This window comes from Herbaspirillum sp. VT-16-41 (genome assembly GCF_001994935.1).
GTDB classification, from domain to species: domain Bacteria; phylum Pseudomonadota; class Gammaproteobacteria; order Burkholderiales; family Burkholderiaceae_D; genus Herbaspirillum; species Herbaspirillum frisingense.
The window spans coordinates 10,895-32,211 of sequence record NZ_MUXB01000108.1; the positions used below are offsets into that span (position 1 = coordinate 10,895).

16 protein-coding genes and 1 tRNA gene are annotated in these 21,317 nt (G+C 65.9%); 9 read left to right on the forward strand and 8 right to left on the reverse strand.

Translation table 11 applies throughout. The features are described 5' to 3' along the window. The 4 genes from BTM36_RS13780 to BTM36_RS13795 all read right to left on the reverse strand — a co-directional run bounded on the left by BTM36_RS13780 (position 1) and on the right by BTM36_RS13795 (position 7,643). Positions 1-3,402 carry an exodeoxyribonuclease V subunit beta gene (locus BTM36_RS13780; protein ID WP_217349587.1) on the reverse strand — a complete coding sequence of 1,134 codons (3,402 nt, stop codon included), beginning with the start codon at positions 3,400-3,402 and terminating at the stop codon, positions 1-3. Beyond that, complete coding sequence (locus tag BTM36_RS13785; protein WP_217349588.1) at positions 3,399-5,951, reverse strand: PD-(D/E)XK nuclease family protein; 2,553 nt, start codon at positions 5,949-5,951, stop codon at positions 3,399-3,401. The genes BTM36_RS13780 and BTM36_RS13785 overlap by 4 nt, the downstream gene beginning before the upstream one ends. A 667-nt stretch (positions 5,952-6,618) precedes the next feature. After that, a tRNA-Ser gene (locus BTM36_RS13790) sits at positions 6,619-6,708 on the reverse strand. A gap of 146 nt (positions 6,709-6,854) precedes the next feature. After that, positions 6,855-7,643, reverse strand: coding sequence for an SDR family oxidoreductase (locus BTM36_RS13795; protein ID WP_077236737.1), 789 nt, complete (start codon positions 7,641-7,643; stop codon positions 6,855-6,857). 265 nt (positions 7,644-7,908) lie between these two features. On the opposite strand from BTM36_RS13795, the gene BTM36_RS13800 reads away from it, so the two are divergent. Beyond that, a complete protein-coding gene (locus BTM36_RS13800) occupies positions 7,909-8,673 on the forward strand; it encodes a sulfite exporter TauE/SafE family protein (RefSeq protein WP_006464046.1) in 765 nt (254 codons plus the stop codon). Between the two features lie 5 nt (positions 8,674-8,678). Here the strand turns inward: BTM36_RS13800 and BTM36_RS13805 are convergent, their stop codons facing one another. After that, complete coding sequence (locus tag BTM36_RS13805; RefSeq protein WP_077236739.1) at positions 8,679-9,680, reverse strand: LysR family transcriptional regulator; 1,002 nt, start codon at positions 9,678-9,680, stop codon at positions 8,679-8,681. A 267-nt stretch (positions 9,681-9,947) separates the two neighbouring features. Here BTM36_RS13805 and BTM36_RS13810 point away from each other — a divergent pair, with 267 nt between their 5' ends. From BTM36_RS13810 to BTM36_RS13835, 6 genes are read left to right on the forward strand one after another with little or no spacing between them, the layout of a single operon-like run. Then, positions 9,948-10,808, forward strand: coding sequence for a MaoC family dehydratase N-terminal domain-containing protein (locus tag BTM36_RS13810; protein ID WP_077236740.1), 861 nt, complete (start codon positions 9,948-9,950; stop codon positions 10,806-10,808). A gap of 29 nt (positions 10,809-10,837) precedes the next feature. Continuing rightward, positions 10,838-12,004 (forward strand): acyl-CoA dehydrogenase family protein, encoded by a 1,167-nt coding sequence (locus BTM36_RS13815; RefSeq protein WP_077236741.1) that lies wholly within the window; start codon positions 10,838-10,840, stop codon positions 12,002-12,004. A gap of 40 nt (positions 12,005-12,044) precedes the next feature. Further along, positions 12,045-13,235 (forward strand): CaiB/BaiF CoA-transferase family protein, encoded by a 1,191-nt coding sequence (locus BTM36_RS13820; RefSeq protein ID WP_077236742.1) that lies wholly within the window; start codon positions 12,045-12,047, stop codon positions 13,233-13,235. After that, complete coding sequence (locus tag BTM36_RS13825) at positions 13,235-14,074, forward strand: CoA ester lyase (RefSeq protein ID WP_077236743.1); 840 nt, start codon at positions 13,235-13,237, stop codon at positions 14,072-14,074. The genes BTM36_RS13820 and BTM36_RS13825 overlap by 1 nt, the downstream gene beginning before the upstream one ends. Before the next feature lie 53 nt (positions 14,075-14,127). After that, positions 14,128-15,252 (forward strand): zinc-dependent alcohol dehydrogenase family protein, encoded by a 1,125-nt coding sequence (locus tag BTM36_RS13830; protein WP_077236744.1) that lies wholly within the window; start codon positions 14,128-14,130, stop codon positions 15,250-15,252. Between the two features lie 50 nt (positions 15,253-15,302). After that, positions 15,303-16,328, forward strand: coding sequence for a TRAP transporter substrate-binding protein (locus BTM36_RS13835; RefSeq protein ID WP_006464036.1), 1,026 nt, complete (start codon positions 15,303-15,305; stop codon positions 16,326-16,328). Positions 16,329-16,423: 95 nt separating this feature from the next. On the opposite strand, the gene BTM36_RS13840 is transcribed toward BTM36_RS13835, so the two are convergent. Then, positions 16,424-16,651, reverse strand: coding sequence for a hypothetical protein (locus tag BTM36_RS13840; protein ID WP_006464035.1), 228 nt, complete (start codon positions 16,649-16,651; stop codon positions 16,424-16,426). Between the two features lie 228 nt (positions 16,652-16,879). Beyond that, entirely contained in the window at positions 16,880-17,812 is a 933-nt protein-coding gene (gene argC, locus BTM36_RS13845; RefSeq protein WP_077236745.1) for an N-acetyl-gamma-glutamyl-phosphate reductase, read from the reverse strand. 228 nt (positions 17,813-18,040) lie between these two features. On the opposite strand from argC, the gene BTM36_RS13850 reads away from it, so the two are divergent. Beyond that, positions 18,041-18,949, forward strand: coding sequence for a LysR family transcriptional regulator (locus BTM36_RS13850; RefSeq protein ID WP_006464033.1), 909 nt, complete (start codon positions 18,041-18,043; stop codon positions 18,947-18,949). Positions 18,950-18,958: 9 nt separating this feature from the next. Here the strand turns inward: BTM36_RS13850 and BTM36_RS13855 are convergent, their stop codons facing one another. Continuing rightward, a complete protein-coding gene (locus BTM36_RS13855; RefSeq protein WP_254427003.1) occupies positions 18,959-19,789 on the reverse strand; it encodes a GNAT family N-acetyltransferase in 831 nt (276 codons plus the stop codon). Positions 19,790-19,839: 50 nt separating this feature from the next. Between BTM36_RS13855 and BTM36_RS13860 the strand changes: the two genes are divergently transcribed. Continuing rightward, positions 19,840-21,315 carry a PLP-dependent aminotransferase family protein gene (locus tag BTM36_RS13860; RefSeq protein ID WP_254427004.1) on the forward strand — a complete coding sequence of 492 codons (1,476 nt, stop codon included), beginning with the start codon at positions 19,840-19,842 and terminating at the stop codon, positions 21,313-21,315. Positions 21,316-21,317 lie beyond the last annotated feature (2 nt).

Consider the following 21,317-nt stretch of genomic DNA (forward strand, 5'->3'; position numbering starts at 1 on the left):
TCAGGCCGCCTCGCTCTCGGTCGGCTTCGTCGGCAGGACGGGAATGACGGTGCCGGAGGTCATCATTACGATCAGGCCGCGCTCCGCGCCGGTCATGTCGAGATAGGCCCGCACCTGCGCGCGATAATGATCGAGCGTACCCGGCTCCGGCGTCACATCGCTTTTCCAGTCCACGACGACGGCGGGGCGGCCCTCGGCAGTCAGGGTCACGGCATCAGCGATCCCGGCCGTTGCGGTTTCCACGCCGTTGGCCGCCTGTGCGCAATAGACGGGAAATTCGGCGAGAAGACCCGGCCGCAAGGCCGCGATGTCAGGCAGAGCCAAGGCACGGGCCACACAGGCCGCCAATTCCTGCGCCGACAGCCCAGTCGCCGGGTTGGCGACCGGAGACTGGCCGAGGGCGCGGATGAGGTGGCCAGCCCGTTCGGTCAAGGCGGCTTCCTCCTCCTGGGTTTCGCCGGTCAGCACCTCTTCCATGAGCTTGTGGAGGATCAGCCCGCGCTCGCGGCCGCCCTGCACCGTGGCGACGGTATCGAGCTCGGGAGGCTGGTCGTCGCCCGACCCTGTCCAGAGGGCCACCTCTTCTTGCCGTATCATGGTCCCGGCGGCGTTTTCGTCACGGCTGGGCGCGAGCCAGGTCAACCGCGTCTGCGTGGCCGCGATGGCTTCGGCTTCGGCGGCGAAGCTCGCGCGCGTCTGGGTGTTGCCTGCGCCCGCGCCTGCGGCCGCGAGACCTGCAGGCAGGTGAGAGACGTCCAGGCCGGGCAGGTTGGCGAGAGACAGATCGACGAGACCGATCCAGGCCGATTTCGACGGCGTGGCGTCGAGCCGGGGCAAGACGAGGAGTTCGCGGGCGCGGGTGGCCGCGACATACCAGAGCCGGATGCGTTCGCGGTCCAGCTCCGCCTTCTCCGCCTGGCGCGCGGTTTCGTAGCCCTCGGGCACGACGCCCAGGACCGGGCAATAGAAGGTCTCGGTCTGGCGGTCGATCACGGCGCTCTCGGGCGCCATTACGCCGGTCATGGTGTTGACCGGAATGACGATCGGCCATTCCAGCCCCTTGGCCGCGTGCATAGTGAAGAGCGCGACCGCTTCCTCCTGGGCGTCGGGCCGTCCCTCGACGGCGCGGGCCTCGTCGGACCACGCCGCTGTCATCGCCTCGGCGAAGGCGCGCAAACCGCGCACGGCGTAGCCGGTCGACAGGCTGAGATAGAGATCGACATTGGCGAGCGCACGCTCGGCCTGGCCGCGATGGCGCTCGAGGAGGAGCGGACGGACGCGCAACACATCCACGGCCTGCGAGAGCAGCTCGTGCGGGGTCGTGCTGTTGCCGCGCCGGGAGAGCGATTGCAGCCGCTCGATGACGTCGCGCGCGAGCGGGTGCGCGATGACGGCGGGATCGGTGCTGAGATCAAGACGCGGAATCTGATCCGGCTGTTCCTCCGTACGCGGAAGCCCCCAGATGCTGTCCAGCAGGTCTTCTTCGGTGAGTCCGACCAGAGGGCCGCGCAGCAGCGCGCCGAGCGCCAGCGTGTCGCGGCGGTCGGCCAGAACGCGGGTCAGCGCGATCAGATCCTGCACCTCCTGGCGGCGGAACAGCCCCTTGCCGGCTTGTGTCGCCACGGGGATGCCGCGGCGTTCCAGGGCTTCCTCATAGCGCCACAGCTCCGCGCCGGTTGGCGCCAGCAAGGCGATGTCACCCGGCTGGCAGGGGCGCCCGGCGCCGCTGCGACGGTCGATGATGGGGTGGTTTTCGATCAGCCGGGCGCACAGCTCGGCGATGGCGTCGGCTTCGGCATCGCGCTGCTGTTCGGCGCTGGCCTTGCCGTTTTCGTCGGCCACGGCGATGTCGAGAGCCGCCACGCACCGGCCGCCCCGATCGTCATGGAATGAGTCGAGAGCGGTGAAGCCCGGCTGGCCGTCGGCCGAGAGCACGGCCTCGAAGCGCTCGTTGACGAAGGTGAGGATCGAGGCGCAGGAGCGGAAGTTGGTGGAGATCGACAGAAGGCTGTCGGGGTCCTGGGCGCGGAAGGCGTCGCGCGCCTGCACATAGGCGCCGACGTCGGCGCCCCGGAAGCGATAGATCGCCTGCTTCGGGTCGCCGACCAGGAAGAGCGCGCCCGGCCGGATTTGGAAGCGGGTCCAATCGTCATCGCCATCGACCGGCTCGCCACACAGCCGCCAGAAGATTTCGGTTTGCAGGGGATCGGTGTCCTGAAACTCGTCGACGAGGACATAGGCGAAACGCTGTCCCAGCGCCTGGCGCACGGCGTCGTGGTCGCGCAGCAAGTCGCGCGCGGCGAAAATCAGATCGTCGAAATCGAGCTGGGCGCTGGCGCGCTTGTGGTCGCGATAGCCTTGTAGGATCGGGCGTGCTTCGTCGATCAGCGCGGCCAGGGAATGGCCGGCGACGGCCTGCGCCAGCGCGACCCACGCGTCGCAACAGGCGGTGTAGTGGGTCTCGGCGGCGTCGTTCAGCCGGTCGCCATCGGCTTTGGAGAGACCGGTCTGTTTGGCCGCGGCGGCCCATTTGCCCTTCTTGCGGTAGGAGGCGAAAGTGCCGGTCTTGGTGCAAAGATCCGGGTGGGGCCGCGCGGTCAGGAGCCAAACGAGGCCCGCGGGCGTCGCGGGATCGGGACAGTTCGCCACGGCGGTCGTCATTTCGGCCAGCCGCTCGACGATCGTCACTGTTTCCGGCTCGGCCGCCGCCGTGCCATCCATGAAGTTCGCGAAATCCGCCGTGGCCTGCCGGAACGCCGTTAGGTGGCCGCCAAGTGGAGAGACGGGCGGGGCCGTGAGCGTGGGGCGACGGCGCATATTCTCGGCGATCTTATGGATGAGCGCCACGGTCTCGCCGGGGTTGTGCAGCACCAGCTCGGCCAGGATACCGCCCTGACCGCCGGACAGGCGTTCGCGCAGCCAGCCATCGACAATCTCAAGGAAGGTGAGGTCGGCCTGGTTGCGATCCATGACGCCGGCGCCGGGGTCGATGTCGGCCTCCGCCGGATAGGGCTTGATCAGGCGCTGGCAGAAGCCGTGGATGGTCGAGCAGGTGATTTCGTCGATCGCGGCGCTGGCGGCGGCGAGATTGTCGCGATGGGTCTGGGATAGCCCATCGGGCAGCGCCACGCGCAGCTCGGTCGCGATCGTGCCGGCCGAGAGATCGGCAACGAATTCGCGGACACGCGATAGCAGCTCGCTCGCGGCGAGTTCGGTGAAGGTGACGGCGGCGATGGAGCGCGGCGCGACGCCCTCGGCCAGCATGGCGGCGATGCGGCCGGCCATGACGGCGGTCTTGCCTGAGCCCGCGCCGGCCTCGACCAGGATCGAGCGATCATGGAGGCTGATCGCATCGCGGCGCGCACCGTCGTCCTTCAACTCCTTGGACACGCTGCTCATCATTCCGCCTCCCAGACCTGAGCGACTTCGCCAAGCCGCTCCGTGGCGGCCGGCATTTTGCGTTTGCAATAGGTGGCGCTGGCGTTGGCCGGCAGGGCGAAAACGAGGTCGTCATAGTCGCCGCCGGTATCCGGGCCAGGCAGGGCCGCGCCTCCGGCAAGATTCGACCGTGCCGCGCGCAGATAGCCCGTGATCTCCTCGAGCACGGCCTCGGGATCGTCGAGCTGGAGATCGACGGGCTCGCGCGGATAGAGCAGCGAGGCGCTGACGGCGACATCGTCGCCGAGGAGCGCCTTCACCGCGAAGGCATAGAGACAGCGCTGAAGCTCTCGTCCGCCATTGAGGCGGATGTCGCCGCGCGGCGGCCGTCCGGTCTTATAGTCGCGCACGAGGGCGCGCTTGCCGTCGCCCGAGATGTCGAGCCGGTCGATATAGCCGGCGATGTTGAAGCCCGTTTCGGGAATCGCGACCGGCGCGCTCGCATCCCAGGGCGTTTCCGCGTCGGATTTCGGCTCCAAGCCGCCGAAGGGCACCTCTCCGTAGGAGCGTGCGTCCGGCAGGATGTCATCACCGTAGGACAAGGCGCGGCCCGCCATCACACGGGCGTCGTCGAGCGTGCGGCTCCAGATGACGGCCGGCGGAACCGGACGCTCGCTTTCCCAATCAGCGGCTACGGCTTGCGCGGCCCGCGCCACCGCTGCTTCGATGGCTTCGGCGTCGGCAGAGGCAAGACCGTCTCCGGTTTCGAGGTCGCGCAAGGCGCGGTCGAGAACCAAGTGAACGAGTTCGCCGATCCCGAGCGCGTCGAGCACGAGCGGTTCGGTGCTGCTCTGCGGTTCACGCCATCCGAACGCGTAGACCCACACGAAACTCAGCGGATTGCGCAGCAGGCGGCGCAGCGAGCTGGCCGACTGGGTGCGGCCGAGGATGGCGAGAACGAGCGGATGATCTGCCCGCACGAGCCCGTCATGGGGAGTAATCTCGGCCTGTCGCCAGTCGCGCCAGCAGCCCTGTGCACCGACCGCTTGCGGATCAACTGCGAACTCTTGGGGCCGGGCCATGAGGCGGTCTGTTTCGCTGAAGGCGTGCGCCGGTGTCGCGTTGCGGCGCAGATATGTTTCGTCGCCACGCCCGGCGAGCAGAGGGCTGCGACCCAAGAGACGCCCGTCGCTGTCGCGCCGGGCGCGCGACAGAACGACGGTGTCTGCCGTCGTGGCGAGGATCGTCTCGAAGTCGCGGCGGTCGGCGAGGTTGACCGGCAGCGGGTCGAGCTCCTGGGTCGGGATGATATGGCCCGGGATCAGTCGGTCCTCGGCGATCCCGCGCGGCCAGCGCGAGGAATTAAGCCCGAGGAGTCGCACGAAGCGTCGGGGCGATGCCGCGAGCGCGCTGGCCGGCATCCAGGCGACGCAGACGCACGCTTCCAGTCCGTCGTCCTGCTTCAGGGTTTCCAGCGTGGTGTCGATCGAGGAGGCTGGGCCGGCGAGCAGAGCCTTGCGCCAGATCGCCAGCGCGCGGCCTTTGAGGAAGGCTTCTCCAATCTCGCTGGCGGCCGCCGATCCTTTCACAAGGGTCTTCACCGACGTGCGTAGCGCCGCAATGTGGTCGGCGCCGTCAGGCCAGTCTTTTGGCGTCAGCCGGGCCAGCAGGCGGTTCCAGGCGCCTGGCGTCGAGAGCGGCGCATCGGTCGGCAGCACCCGCAGCCAGCCTTCGGGCAGGGTCTCGAAAGGCCCGCTGTCCCGGCAGAGCGCCGCGAGGCGGCGCAGCCGCGACTGCGACAGGCCGCGAACTACGATGTCGGCCAGCGCCGCAGCCGCCTGTCCCTCGCGGGTGGCGACGGTGCGGATGCCGTGAACGAAGTGCAGGTCGATGTTGGCGTCGGCGCGCAGGGCCAGGAAATGATCGTCATAGTCGGCGGGCGAGGCGGTCGCGATAGCGATCTCCGAAGCCGGGACGCCCGAGGCGAGCAGGCTGCGCGCCCAGCGCATCGCCTCAACGGACTCGTGATAGGCCGTCGCCGCGCTGGTGGCGCTGATTCCCGGCGCATGGGCTGGTGCGCGCGCGACCGTGACGGTGGTGCCGTCCAGCCATGCGGGAACGTTCCTTGGGCCGGCCGTCCACTGCACGGGGATATGTTCAGTGAGGGCCCGGAGCAGCGGCCGCCAGCAGGGCGAAAGTTCCGTCAGGCCGACGATCTCCAACGGGCCGAGGACCGCCGCTGCATGACCGATACGGGCGGTTGCGGCGGCGACGATGTCAAGAGGTCGCATCATACCGGGTGGAAGCTGGTCGAGGACGGCGGCTTCAACCCGTGCCATAGCGGCGAGACGCGGATGATCGGTCGCGCGTGCGGCAAGATCGATGCCCACGCGCCAGGCCTTATGGAGCGTGTCGGCCACTGCATCGATCATCCCAGGGAGAGCCTTGATACTCTCCAGCTCCCCCATCGGCGTGGCAGGCAAGGCCGCCTGGATGGCTGAGCGAAGGCTCTCGTCGTCGATAGGGCGGGCGAAGCCGCCCGCCAGTCGGACGGCGGCCTGCTCGAAAGACATGATCTGGAGACCGTGACGACTGCCACGGCTCGCCGCTAGGCGGCTCTCTCGCATGGCGAGGCGCCCGTGAACGACCTGTGTAAACCTATACGAGATTGTCATGGCCATTTGCTCCCGGGTACGCTATCTGGTCTTAGGATCTGCCAGCCTGTCCATTTGGTTGCTTCTTTGGGGACGATCTGGGTAACGCCAATCTGCAATGCCGCTGCGCTGGCTGAACCTTGCGTCTGCGTCTCTTGCGTGGAATCCCCGTAGTGCCCTGTCGTAGTGCGCATTGCACTCAGTTACTATAATGCGAGATATTAGCTCAGTTGTAAGAAATTCCGGCAAGGAAAAATCCAGATCGCAATAGCGATGAAAGTTCAACGAGAGGGATAGGAGCGGGGCGACTATTGCCGGGCTAGACGACTCCAACGCTATCGTGCTCTGGTGCTCTGATGTGGGGCCTTCAGATTTACGAGGCTGGGTCTGCCGGGAGGGAGCAGGTCAAAGCGGCTAATTTCCTGATCAACCCTGGCCCAGTCCGAGGGGCTCACTCCATTTGCGAGTTGCAACGATTTAAAATGAACTGGCCCATTCCAACCAGGAGGTGGATGCCATTTTATGTGGGTTTTTATGTGGGATTTATGAAAATATCGCGCTGAGAGGCCCGTATTTCCTGTGTTCTTGGCGGAGGCTGTGAGATTCGAACTCACGGACGGGTCACCCCGTCGGCAGTTTTCAAGACTGCTGGTTTAAACCGCTCACCCAAACCTCCTTGCGATGCGACAGGGCGTTGCCTGTCGCACGAGGGCCGCATTATACATCACATCAATTTCTTTGCATCCACCTCTTTCCGCGACGCAAGCAGATGCCGCTCATCTGGCGCTGTTGCGGCCGCCAGCCCATAGGCAGCAAGCCCAATCAGAACGTTCCCGGATAAGCCCCGCCATCCATCAACAGGTTCTGACCGGTAATGAAACCGGCCTGGGCGCTGCAGAGGTAGGCGCAGGCGTCACCAAACTCGGCCGGGTCACCAAAGCGCCCCGACGGGTTGAGCTTGCGACGTTCGGCCAGGACTTCGTCCACGGTGCGGCCGCTCTCCTGCGCGGCGACAGTGGCGGTGGAGCGCAGGCGGTCGGTTTCGAAGGGGCCGGGCAGGAGGTTGTTGATCGTGACGTTGTGGGCCACGGTCTTGCGGGACAGGCCGGCGACAAAACCGGTCAGGCCGGAGCGGGCGCCGTTGGAGAGGCCCAGGATGTCGATCGGTGCGCGCACCGCGCTGGAGGTGATGTTGACGATGCGGCCGAAGCGGCGGGCGATCATGCCGTCGACGGTCGCCTTGATGAGCTCGATGGGGGTGAGCATGTTGGCGTCCACGGCGGCGATCCAGTCGTCCCGGGTCCAGTCGCGGAAGTCGCCTGGCTTGGGGCCGCCGGCGTTGGTGACCAGGATGTCCGGTGCCGGGCAGGCGGCCAGGGCCAGGGCGCGGCCTTCGGGGGTGGTGATGTCGCAGGCCACGGTGGTGATGGTCGCGCCGGTGGCGGCGACTTCGGCACGGATCTCGGCGGCGGCGGCTTCCAGCGCTTCGCTTCCGCGTGCCAGCATGGTCACGTGTACGCCTTCACGCGCCAGCGACAGCGCGCAGGCGCGGCCCAGGCCTTTGCTGGATGCGCATACCAGCGCGGTCTTGCCTTTGAGTTTCAAATCCATCGTTTCTTCCTTTGCTGAGGGGTTGGCATGGTAGGGCGCAGGCCCGCCGGGACAGCGGGGGCGGGCCGCGCTACACTGTCGGACCTGATCAGGGGCGCTATTTCTTCATCACCATGTAGATGGCCAGCGCAATGATGGCGACTACGCCCATCTCCAGCGCAAACACGATGACGCCGCTCATGTCAGTCTCCTTTTTTATCTTTCGATGCTGCCGCTGCTTTCGCTACTGATTGCAGCCCGGCGGCAGAGGCATCACTTTACACCGATGACGGCTTCCTTGTTTTTCTCGTGCGTAGTCAACTTTCTGCTCGGCGGTGTGCTGGGTGCCATGGGCGGTCTGTTCGGGATCGGTGGCGGGCTCATCGCCATTCCGGTGCTGGGTTATCTGTACGGGATGGACCAGCAGCTGGCGCAGGGGACGGCGCTGGTGATGATCGTGCCCAACGTGGTCATCGCCTTCTGGCGCTACAAGCAGCGCAACCGGATCGAGTGGAGTGCGGCGGCGATGATGTGCGGGCCGGCGGTGGTGGCGACGTATTTCTCGGCGCGGCTGGCTACGGTGATGGATGCGCGCAAGCTGCATTTCTGCTTTGCGCTCTTCATGGGACTGCTGGCGCTGTATTACCTGTGGACGCTGTTGCGCGGCAAGCGCGAGATGCAGACTTCGCTGCGGCTGGGGCGTCGCTATATTCCGCTGGTGGGGTTGTCGGCGGGAGCGTCGGCGGGCTTCTTCAGCGTGGGTGGGGCGATCGTTGCGGTGCCGCTGCTGACGGCCTTCTTCGGGGCCACGCAGACTGCTGCGCAGGGGCTGGGGCTGGCCATGGTCACGCCCGGGACCCTGGTGGCGCTGTGGACCTATGCGCACGCCGGTCATGTGGACTGGACGGTGGGTATCCCCATGGCGCTGGGCGGCGTGCTCAGTATTTCCTGGGGCGTGGCGCTGGCGCACCATCTGCCGGAGCGGCGCCTGCGCATCCTGTTCTGCGGCGCCTTGCTGCTGCTGTCGCTGTGGATGATGATCGCCGGCTGATCTGGTCAGGCTGTCTTCTTCTGGCGCGCGGCGGATTTCTTTTCGGTACTTTCGGTCTTTTCGGTCTTTTCGGCCTTTTCGGTGTTCAGGAGGACGACCTTGTCGTCGTCCGTGCCCTGGCTCATCTGCTCGCGGATGAAGTCGACCAGATTGCGCGCATGCGGTGAGAGCGTGTCGATGTTCTGGAACACCATGCTGCGCTCGCGCACGCTCCATGGATCGCTCAATTCCACCACCGCCAATTGCATGGTCTGCTGATGCCGTTGTGCCGCCGAGCGCGGGACGATGCCGATGCCGACATTGGTTTCTATCATGCGGCACATGGCTTCGAAGCTGCGTACCTGGATGCGCAGCTTCAATCGCTGGCCATGTTCGGAGACGATCTTGTTGAGGAAGTGGTGCAGGGTGCTGCCCTCGTGCAGGCCGATGTGTTCGTACTCCAGCGTATCGAGGAAGGGGATGCTGCCGGCGCCGGCCAGCGGGTGTTCCAGGGCGGTGGCCAGGACCAGGCGGTCGGTGGAGAAATTCAGTATCTGCAATCCCTCGCCCTGCACCGGGCCGGCGACGATGCCGATGTCGGCCGTGCCTTCCTGGATGCCACGCAGGATGTCGTGGTTCAGTCGTTCTTCCAGCGCCACGTTGACCTGCGGATGGATGGCCAGGAACTTGCCCAGGATCTCCGGCATGAACTCGGTCACGGCGGTGGTGTTGGCGAAGATGCGGATGTAACCCTTGATGCCGTTGTTGTACTGCTGCATGTCGCTCTTGAGGTGCTCGACCTGCTGCATGAACAGTTGCGCATGGTGCAGCAGGGTGTGGCCGGCGGGCGTGAGTTGCACGCCCTTGCTTTCGCGATAGAGCAGCCGGGTGCCGAAGCGCGACTCCAGTTCCTTGATGCGGTTGCTGGTGGCGGCCAGCGAGAGGTTCATGCGCTCGGCGCTGCGGGTCAAGCTATTGAGCTCGGCGATAAGGATGAACAGGCGCAGATCGGTCAGGTCGAAAAGCATGGCAGTTTCCGGCGGTCATTGAGGGGAGGGCGCACCCTTACACACACGTAGGCGTGGCACGTGAGTCTTCATGTTACGCCGATTTGCAGTGACGCTGGCGGGCTTTGCTTGTTGCGCCGCCACATGTCCGGTCCTGTGCCGGCTGCAGCGCTGACTTCAGTTTTACGAAAGCCCCCCTTCCAAAATGAGAGATTGTTCTTGTCTTCCTGGCACGACAGACTTGCGGCCAATAAATGCAAAACACGAATGCAGAACACGCGAGGAGACATGGCCCACCCTGATCTCGATCTCACCCTGTTACGGCAGTGGCTGGACAAGACCGAAACCCATCAAGACCTCATCAACCCGGTGAGCGCTGCGGCCCTGGCGGCGACCCTTGATGGTCCGCGCCAGCCGCGTGCCGGCGATGCCTTGCCGCCGCTATGGCACTGGATCTATTTCTGGAGCATCTGCCGCCAGTCCGAAGTGGGCGCCGATGGTCATCCGCAGCGGGGCGGCTTCCTGCCACCTGTGCCTTTGCCGCGCCGCATGTGGGCCGGCGGGCGACTGCAGTTCGCGGCACCACTGCCTATCGGCGTGACGGCGCAGAAGCGCTCGCGCATTGCCAGCATCGATGTCAAGCAGGGCCGCACCGGCGCGCTGGCCTTCGTGACCGTGCGTCACGAGATCAGCCACGAAGGCCGGCTCTGCCTGAGCGAGGAACACGACATCGTCTATCGTGATCTGCCCCAGCCGGGCGCGGTGGCCGTGGTTCCCAAGAGCGCACCGGAGGGGGCGCAATGGCGTCGCCGGGTGCTGCCCGATCCGGTACTGCTGTTCCGCTATTCGGCGCTGACCTTCAACGGTCATCGCATCCACTATGACCGCAGTTACGTGACCGGGGTGGAGGGCTATCCGGGCCTCATTGTGCACGGGCCGCTGATCGCTACGCTGCTGGCCGATCTGCTGGCGCGTGAGATGCCGCAGGCGGTATTGCGCGAGTTCAATTTCCGCGCCGTGGGCAGCCTGTTCGATACCGAGCCCTTCACGCTGTGCGGCCGGCTGGCCGCCGATGGTCGCAGCGCCGAACTCTGGGCACAGAACGAACGCGGTGAACTGGCCATGCAGGCCGAGGCCATCCTGGCCTGACGACAGATACTTTTTTCGGAGACCCATCCATGTCCTATCAGGCGCCTAATGACGCTTATGGCGATCTGCGCGATGCCGTGCGCGATCTGTGCAATACCTTCCCCCCGGAATACTGGCGCAAGGTCGATGAAGCGCGCGGCTATCCGGAGCAGTTCGTCGATGCCCTGACCCGTGCCGGCTGGATGGCCGCGCTGATCCCGCAGGAGTATGGCGGTTCCGGCCTGGGCCTGACCGAGGCCTCGGTCATCATGGAAGAGATCAACCGCACCGGTGGCAATTCCGGTGCCTGCCACGGGCAGATGTACAACATGGGCACGCTCTTGCGGCATGGCTCCGAGGCGCAGAAGCAGCTCTACCTGCCCCGGATCGCCACCGGCGAATTGCGCCTGCAGTCCATGGGCGTGACCGAGCCCACCACCGGCACCGATACCACGCGCATCAAGACGGTGGCGGTGAAGAAGGGCGACCGCTACGTGGTCAACGGGCAGAAGGTGTGGATCTCGCGCATCCAGCATTCGGACCTGATGATCCTGCTGGCGCGAACCACGCCGCTGGACCAGGTGAAGAAGAAGTCCGAGGGCATGTCCATCTTCATCGTCGATCTCAAGGAGGCCATCGGCCATGGCATGGAAGTGCGGCCCATCCTCAACATGGTCAACCACGAGACCAATGAACTCTTCTTCGACAACCTGGAAATCCCGGCCGAGAACCTGATCGGCGAGGAAGGGATGGGCTTCAAGTACATCCTCGACGGCCTCAATGCCGAGCGCACCCTGATCGCGGCCGAATGCATCGGCGATGGCTACTGGTTCATCGACAAGGCCACGCAATACGCCAATGAGCGTGTGGTGTTCGACCGTCCGATCGGCAAGAACCAGGGCGTGCAGTTCCCCATTGCCGATGCCTACATCGAGATCGAGGCCGCCAACCTGATGCGCTACAAGGCCTGTGAGCTGTTCGATGCGCGCCAGGCCTGCGGTGCCCAGGCCAACATGGCCAAGTACCTGGCGGCCAAGGCCTCGTGGGAGGCGGCCAATGTCTGCCTGCAGACCCACGGTGGCTTTGGCTTCGCCTGCGAATACGACGTCGAGCGCAAGTTCCGCGAAACGCGCCTGTACCAGGTGGCGCCGATCTCGACCAACCTGATCTTCTCCTACGTGGCCGAGCACATCCTGGGCTTGCCGCGCTCGTTCTGAACCTGTTTTTCTGCACTTGCCCATCGACCGAGGAAGCGCCATGTCACAAGCCAACCGCCCGCTGGAGGGTATTACCGTGGTCAGCCTGGAGCATGCCATTGCCGCGCCGTTCTGCACGCGCCAGCTGGCCGACCTGGGGGCCCGGGTGATCAAGATCGAACGGCCCGGGGTGGGCGATTTTGCGCGGGGGTACGACACCCGTGTGCATGGTCTGTCGTCGCACTTCGTCTGGACCAATCGTTCCAAGGAAAGCCTCAGCTTGAATCTCAAGGACGAAGAGGGCAAGCGCATCATCGACCAGTTGCTGCAGGAGGCCGACGTGTTGGTGCAAAACCTGGCGCCGGGGGCGGCGGCCGGGCTGGGCCTGTCGGCCGCGGTGCTGCAGGAGAAACATCCGCGCCTGATCGTCTGCGATATTTCCGGTTACGGCGAGGATGGCCCCTATCGCGACAAGAAGGCCTATGACCTGCTGATCCAGAGCGAGGCTGGTTTTCTCTCGGTGACGGGGACTCGTGATGAGGTGGTCAAGGCCGGTTGCTCGATTGCCGACATCGCCGCTGGCATGTATGCCTATTCCAACATCCTGGCCGCGCTGATCAAGCGCGGGCGCGATGGACGCGGCAGTCACATCGACCTGTCCATGCTGGAGGCGCTGACCGAGTGGATGAGTTTCCCGCTCTACTATGCCTATCAGGGTGCGGGGGCGCCGCAGCGCTCCGGCGCCGAGCACGCCACCATCTATCCCTATGGCCCCTTTGCGGCGGGCGATGGCAAGACCGTGATGCTGGGTCTGCAGAACGAGCGCGAATGGAAGGTCTTCTGCGAGGTGGTGCTGGAGGATGCTGCGCTGGCCGGCGATGCGCGCTTCTCCAGCAACTCGCGCCGCCACGAACATCGCGATGTGCTGCGCCAGCTGATCCTGGACATGTTCGCCGGCATGACCGCCGAGCAGGTGGTGGCGCGGTTGGACCGGGCGCAGATCGCCAATGCCCGCGTCAATGGCATGGACGACCTGTGGCAGCATCCGCAACTGGCGGCGCGCCAGCGCTGGGCCGAGGTCGATACGCCGGCCGGCAAGGTGGCTGCGCTGCTGCCGCCAGGCGCCAACGATAGCTATGACTACCGTATGGACCCCATCCCGGCGCTTGGGGAGCATACCGACGCCATTCTCGGCGGCTTGGGTTATGACGCGGCGGCCATCGCCACGCTGCGCGCACGGGGAGCCGTGTGATGGCGCCGCAGATTGCCACGGCCAGCAGTTTCCTGTTTGTGCCGGCCAATCGGCCGGAGCGCTATGTCAAGGCCCTGGACAGTGGTGCCGATGCCGTCATCGTCGATCTGGAAGATGCCGTGGCCCTGCCGCAGAAGGAGCAGGCCCGCGAGACCCTGGCGCGCTGGCTGCGCGAACAGGGGCCGCAGCCACGCCTGTGGGTGCGCATCAATGCCGCCGATACGGTCTGGCATGGCGAGGACCTGATGACGTTTTCGGGACTGTCCATGGCCGGCATCGTATTGCCCAAGGCGGAAGATCCCAAGAGCCTGTCGGCGATTGCCCGTCGGCTGGGTCCCGGGCGCGGCCTGATCGCGCTCATCGAGAGTGCCGCCGGTCTGGCGGCCACGCGCGAGATTGCGGCGGTGCCGGGCGTGCAGCGGCTGGCCTTCGGCTCCATCGATGCGCAGGTCGATCTGGGCATGCAGTGCGGTCCTGAAGAGGAGGAGTTGACGCACTTCCGCATCGAGATGGTGATGGCCTCGCGCCTGGGGGGCATTGCCCCGCCCATCGATGGCGTGACCACCGATTTCAATGACGACGCCTTTCTGGCACGCATGGTGCAGCGCGCGCGCCGGCTGGGTTTTGGCGCCAAGCTGTGCATCCATCCGCGCCAGGTAGAAGGTGTGCGGCGTGGCTTCATGCCCAGCGAGCAGGAGCTGGCCTGGGCGGGGGCCGTGATGGCGGCGGTGCGCGCCAGCGATGGCGGTGCCATTTCGCTTGAAGGCAAGATGATCGACAAGCCGGTGATCCTGCAGGCCGAGAAATTCCTGCACCAGGCCGGCCTGTTGTCCGATTGAGGCACTGCGGCTCGTGTAACCTAGACGTTTTCCAACCAGAGGGAGACGACCACATGAAAATCCAGGCCGCCGTATTGCGCGAGATGACCGATGCGCATCCGTTTGCCGTGAGCCAGCCGCTGAAGATCGAAGAACTCGATCTTGACCCGCCCGGCCCCGGCGAGGTGCTGGTGAAGATGAAGGCCGCCGGCCTGTGCCATTCGGACCTGTCGGTGATCACCGGTGTGCGTCCGCGTCCGGTGCCCATGGCGCTGGGCCACGAGGCTTCGGCGGAAGTGGTGGAGGTAGGCAGTGGCGTGACCGACCTGCGTGCCGGTGATCTGGTGGTGCTGGTCTTCGTGCCCAGTTGCGGCCACTGCCTGCCCTGCATGGAAGGGCGGCCGGCGCTGTGCGAGCCGGGCGCCGCCACCAATACCCTGGGTGAGCTGCTGTCGGGCCAGCGCCGTCTGCGTGACAAGGCCCAGGCGGTGCATCACCACCTCGGGGTGTCGGCCTTTGCCGATCATGCGGTGGTCTCGCGCCGCTCCTGCGTGAAGATCGAGGCTGATATCGATCCGGTCGAGGCGGCCCTGTTCGGGTGCGCGGTGCTGACCGGCGTGGGCGCAGCGGTCAATACCGCCGAGGTCAAGGCCGGTACTACGGCGGCGGTGCTGGGGCTGGGCGGCGTGGGCTTGTGCGCGATGCTGGGCGCGCTGGCCTCAGGCGCACGCGAGGTGATCGCGGTGGACCTGCACGACAGCAAGCTGGAAGTGGCGCGTGCTCTGGGCGCCACGGCCACCGTGAATGCCCGTGACCCGGATGCGGTGGCTAAGGTCAAGGAACTCACCAAGGGCGGTGTCGATTACGCCTTCGAGATGGCCGGCTCGGTGCAGGCCATGGAAGCGGCCTACCGCATGACCCGCCGTGGCGGCATGACGGTCACGGCCGGCCTGCCGGCGCCGAACCAGAACTGGGCGCTGCAGCAGGTCAGCCTGGTGGCCGAGGAACGCACCGTCAAGGGCAGCTATATCGGCTCCTGCGTGCCGGTGCGCGATATCCCGCGCTACATCGGCCTGTACCAGGCCGGCCGCCTGCCGGTGGACAAGCTCATGGGCGAGCGCCTGGCGCTGGCCGACATCAACCACGGTTTCGACCGCCTGCATAGCGGGGAGGGGCTGCGCGACCTGATCGTCTTTTAACGCCGGGGGCCGAGGTCATCGGCCCCCGGCTTCACCCGGAGGAGACACGCATGACCATCATCACAATGCGGGCGGCACTGACCGCCTGCGCCTTCGCCACGCTGAGCCTGTCGACCACGGCAGCACTGGCGCAACAGCCCATCGTCATCAAGTTCAGTCACGTGGTGGCCAACGACACGCCCAAGGGCAAGGGCGCGGAACGCTTCAAGGAACTGGCCGAGAAGGCGACCAACGGCCGTGTCAAGGTCGAGGTCTATCCCAACAGCACCCTCTACAAGGACAAGGAAGAGCTGGAGGCGCTGCAGCTGGGTTCGGTGCAGATGCTGGCGCCGTCCCTGGCCAAGTTCGGGCCGCTGGGGGCCAAGGAGTTCGAGGTGTTCGACCTGCCCTATATCTTTCCCAACAAGGAAGTGTTGAAGCGCGTGACCGAGGGGCCGATCGGGCAGGGCCTGTTCCAGAAGCTGGAAGGCAAGGGTATCAAGGGCCTGGCCTACTGGGATAACGGCATGAAGGTGATGACGGCCAACCGGCCGCTGCACAAGGTGGCGGACTTCCGGGCGCTGAAGATGCGCATCCAGTCCTCCAAGGTGTTGGACGAGCAGTTCCGGGCATTGAAGGCCAATCCGCAGGTGCTGGCGTTTTCCGAGGTGTACCAGGCCATGCAGACCGGGGTGGTGGATGGCAGCGAGAACACGCCCTCCAATGTCTACACGCAGAAGATGCATGAGGTGCAGTCCAACCTGACCGTGTCCGATCATGGATATATCGGTTACGCCGTGATCGTCAACAAGAAGTTCTGGGAGGCCTTGCCGGCCGATGTGCGCGGCCAGCTCGAAGGGGCCATGAAGGAAGCCACGGTCTACGCCAATACCATCGCCCAGAAGGAAAATGACGATGCCCTGGCCGCCATCAAGGCCAGCGGCAAGACCAAGGTCTACACCCTTTCCGAACAGGAGAAGGCCGAGTGGCGCCGCGCACTGCTGCCGGTGCACAAGAGCATGGCCTCACGGGTGGGGCAGGACCTGATTGATGCGATCTACAAGGAAAGCGAAGCTGCCGGCGTCAAGATGAACTGATTGCATTGCCCCATCCCGTTCGGGATGGACCTGCGCACCGGGCGGCCTGCAGCAATGCAGGCCGTTTTGCTTGGGGGACGGTGATTCCGGCCAGTCTATTTCTTCTTGCGATTGACGACGTAGTTCTCGGCAGCCGTGACGGCATTCTGCAAGGCTTCCATCTTGGAGTTGCCTGGCTTGAAGTCGCCGAATTCGTGGGTGGTGCGATCCGGGAAGTCGATATGGACGAACGCCGTCCACTTGCCGTCAGTACGTAATACCGGGGTCAGCTTGATGGTGGCGTCGAGATACTTGCACGCTATTGCGCCTAGAGTGGTGGACATCTTGCTTTGAAGCGGGGCGGCAGCCGAATCAAGGGGGAGCCGACGCCTGCAGTTTGTGGTGGCGAATCAAGTCACGAATGATGCCACAGCCTGACCATTCCTGCCGTGCAGCAGAGCAGGCCTTTAAACCGTTTTACGAGTGATGCGGCGAGGGCAGGACGTTCGTGGTCAGTCACGCCCCACCTCCGGCCTTGTTGGCCGGGACGGGACGCCGCATCAATACGCGAGTCAGGTGGCTGCCAGCAGCAGGTCCAGGTTCTGTACGGCGGCACCCGATGCCCCCTTGCCCAGGTTGTCGAAGACTGCGCACAGCAGGATGTGGCCTTCGGCCGGGTTGCCGAATACGCCTAGGGTCATGTCATTGCTGCCGTTGTGGCGGGTCGGATCAAGCTGGGCCGTGGCGGCACTCTGTTCGGCATCCAGTACCTTGACGTGGCGCGCCCCGGCGTAGTGGCGCTGCAGTGCGGCGCGCAGCGACTCCAGGCCGGCACCGGCCGGTAGCAGGCGGGTCTGCAGTGCGATGGAGAGCACGATGCCCTGGCGGAAAGCGCCATAGGCGGGCAGGAAGATCGGCCGTTGCGTCAATCCGGCGTGCAGCTGCATTTCCGGTGGATGCTTGTGCTGCAGGCCCAGGCCGTACAGCACGAAGGGCGCGGCGCTGGCGGCTTCCGGTCCTTCGTATTGCTCTACCTGCGGCCGACCGCCACCGGAGTAACCGGAGACGGCGTGGATGCTCAGCGGGTAGTCGGCCGGTACCAGTCCGGCTTGTACCAGCGGGCGCAGCAGCGCGATGGCGCCGGTCGGATAGCAACCGGGGTTGCTGATGCGGTGGGCGTTGGCAATGGCCTGGGGCTGTTCCGGCGTCATCTCGGGGAAGCCATAGACCCAGCCCGGGCTGGTGCGATGGGCCGAGCTGGCATCGATGACGCGCACGCGAGGGTTCTCGATCAGCGCCACCGCTTCGCGGGCCGCAGCGTCGGGCAGGCACAGCAGGGCGATGTCGGCGCTGTTGATGGCTTCGGCGCGCCGCTGCGCATCCTTGCGCTCGGCTGCCGGCAGGGTCAGGATGCGCAGGTCCTTGCGGTCGCGCAGGCGTTCGTGGATCAGGAGACCGGTGGTGCCTTGGTCGCCGTCGATGAAGATCAGAGGAGGGTTGCTCATGGTGTACTCCGGTCAGCTGCAAGCAGTGGGCGCGCCCGGATGGAAGCGGTGGCGAGGGACTTCGCCCTGGCCCTGGCATGGCGCGGGAATGCCGATGCCTTGCATGGTGCGACAAAACGTATAATTGGAAAAGTTGAATATCGCAAAGAGATCGTTCAGTTTTACTGAAGGTGCGGTGTTCGTTCCTGTTGCTGTTTCCACTGTCGTTGCTGATGCCGGAGCCATTCCATGCGTGAACTCAACCTGGATCGTCTGCGTACCCTGGTCGCCATCGCCGACCTGGGTTCCTTCGCCGCTGCGGCGCGCACCCTGAACCTGGCACCGCCCACGGTGAGCCTGCACATCAGCGAACTGGAAGCGCGCATCGGCGCGCCCTTGCTGCTGCGCCAGCGCAGCCAGGTGCGGCCATCGGGCATCGGCGCCACGCTGGTGGCGCGGGCGCGGCAGTTGCTGGCGGCGGCCGATCAGGCGCTGGAAGAAGTGCAGCGGCAGGTGCAGGGCCTGGCCGGACGGGTGCGCCTGGGAGCCTCCACCGGCGCCATTGCCTATCTGTTGCCGCAGGTGCTGGAACGTCTGGGGCAGCAACATCCGGGCATCGATGTGCAGGTGCGCATCCTGACCTCGCAGGAGACGCTGGCGCAACTGGTGGAAGGGACGCTGGACATCGGCCTGGTGGCCCTGCCGCAGGCCCCGGTGGGCGGCCTGACGGTCAAGCCCTGGCGGCGCGACCCGGTGATGGCCTTCCTGCCGGCGGCGTGGCAGGTGCCAAGGGTGGTGACGCCGTCCTGGCTGGCGGCGCAGCCGCTGATCCTGAATGCGCCCGAGACGCGGCTCTCGCGCCTGACCACGGAATGGTTCGCCAGCGGCGGGGAGCATCCTTTGCCGCGCATCGAACTCAATTTCAACGATGCCATCAAGAGCCTGGTGGCGGCCGGTTATGGCGCCACCCTGCTGCCGCACGAAGCCGGTGCCCAGGGCCGTGCTGTGCCGCCGGACCCGCGCATCGTGATGCGCCCGCTGCGCCCGGCGCTATGGCGGCCGTTGGGCATCGCCCATCGCGCCGGCCCGCCGGAACCAGCTACGCGCCACGTACTGGAGGCGCTGTGGGAGCTCAAGCAGCTCAGTGCGCGCTCCTGATGGGTGGTGTCAGTCCCCCGAGGGGGCGGTGGGTGTGGTCGGTGTAGCGGGTGTAGCTGGTGTAGCTGGTGCAGTCAGTGTCGACAATGCCTGCCGTTGCCGGCCCTCGCTATCGAAATTGTCGGGCTGCAGCCAGCAGTGGAAAGCCTGGCGCAGCTGCGGCCATTGGCCATCGATGATGGAGAACCATGCGGTATCGCGACTGCGACCGCGATACACCACCGCTTGCCGGAAGATGCCCTCGAAACAGAAGCCCAGCCGCTGCGCCGCCCGGCGCGAAGGCCCATTGAGGCTGTCGCACTTCCATTCGTAGCGGCGATAACCGAGGTCTTCGAAGACATGGCGCATCAGCAGGTAATGCGACTCGGTGGCCACGCGGCTGCGCTTGAGCCGCGGCGAGAAGGCGATGTGGCCGACTTCGATCACGCCGTGTGCCGGTTCGATGCGCATCAGGGCCATGCTGCCGAGGGCCCGTCCAGTGGCCTGGTCGATCACTACGTAATGCAGCGGGTCCTGGCTGGCCTGCATCAGTTCGGCCTGGTGCAGGTAGCTGGCTTCATCCGGGAAGGGGCCGCTCATCATGTAGGTCCAGTCGCGGCCATCGGTGGCCTCGGCGAAGGCGGCATACAGTGCTGCCCCGTGGCGGGCGACATCGATACGCTCCAGCCGGCAGTAGCGTCCCTGCAGGGTCTGTACGGACGGCCGAGGACGCGCCTGCCAGTCGGGCAGGGCGGGGCCGATGTCCTGCTGGTATTCGTTGCGGCGGGTGGCGGTGGAGTGGTTCACGTTGGCATCCAGGTGGGCGAGAGAAGCTCCAAGATAGCGCTTTCGTGGCATCATCAGAAGTGCCAAAGACCACACATTTGATGGGGCCACGAAACCTGGCCGTGATGACTGCAATGACTGTGACGACATCTTCCGTTTCCCTGCTAAGCACGCCATTGGATTCGGACGCTGCCGCGGGCTCACGCCAGCAGCAGCTGCTGGCCCGCTTCAAGCACGCCATCCTCGATGGACAACTGCCGCCGGGCAGTCGCCTGCCCGCCACCCGCAGCCTGTGCGCGGAGTTGCAGGTAGCGCGCAATACCGTGCTGGCGGTGTACGAACAACTGGTGGCCGAAGGCTATGCCCGCGCCGATCGCCAGGGGACCCGTGTGGCCGCGCTGGCGGGGGCGGCGACCCGGTTCGTCCAGCCATCTCGCCCGGACAGCACACGCCAGTCGCACCGCGTGTCGACCATGACGCCCACGCGCGACGCCGGGGACCGGACCCTGCCGCTCACGCCGGGTATGCCGGCGCTGAACCGTTTTCCGCTCAATGCCTGGCTGCGCGCCCAGGAGCGGGCCCTGAAGCGGGCCGGGCCGATGGCGCTGGCGTATGGCGATCCGCTGGGCGAGCCGGCCCTGCGCGAGGCCATTGCGCAATATCTGCGGGTGGCGCGGGGTGTGCGCTGCGAGGCGGCCCAGGTGGTGCTGACCGAGGGCGCGCAGGGGGCCTTGTCCTTGTGTGTGCGTTTGTTCGCCAACCCCGGCGAGCGCGCCTGGCTGGAAGACCCGGGCTATGGCGGCGTACGCGCTGCCTTCCATGCCGGCGACCTGAAGATCCGGTCGATGCCGGTCGATGGCGAGGGCATCGTCATCCCTGCGCGCGCCTGGCGCAGCCCGCCGCGATTGGTGCATGTGACGCCATCGCATCAATATCCGACCGGCGCGGTGCTGTCCTTGCAGCGCCGGCTGGAACTGATCGCGCGGGCGCGCGAGTGCGGGGCCTGGATCATCGAGGACGACTACGACAGCGAGTTCCGGCACCGCGGCCACCCGGTGCCGGCCATGCAGGGGCTGGTGCCGGATTCACCCGTGTTGTATGTGGGCACCTTCAGCAAGACCTTGTTCCCGGGGCTGCGCATCGGTTTCCTGGTGCTGCCGCAATCGGCGGGTACGGGGGCCTGGCCGGCACTGGCGGAGTTGCTGCGCGGTGGGCATCGGCTGGAGCAGCTGGCGTTGGCCGAATTCATGGCCGGCGGCCAGTTCGCGCGTCATCTGGGCCGCATGCGGCGCCTCTATCGCGAACGCCAGCAGGCGCTGCGCGAGGCCTTGCAGGCACATCTGCCCGGGGTTGAGGTATGGGGAGGCGATAGCGGTCTGCACCTGACGGTGCGCTTACCGCTGGACTGGCAGGATACCGTCGTCAGCACGGCGGCGCGGGCGGCGGGGATGAATGTGGGGGCCTTGTCGTCGTTTTCGGCACTGCCGCGCCAGGCTGCCAGCAATGGCCTGGTGATCGGGTATGGCAATACTTCTTCGGAGCAGTTTGCGCCGCTGATCCGGCGCCTGGCGCAGGTGTTGCGCCGTGCCGGCAAGGGATAGGT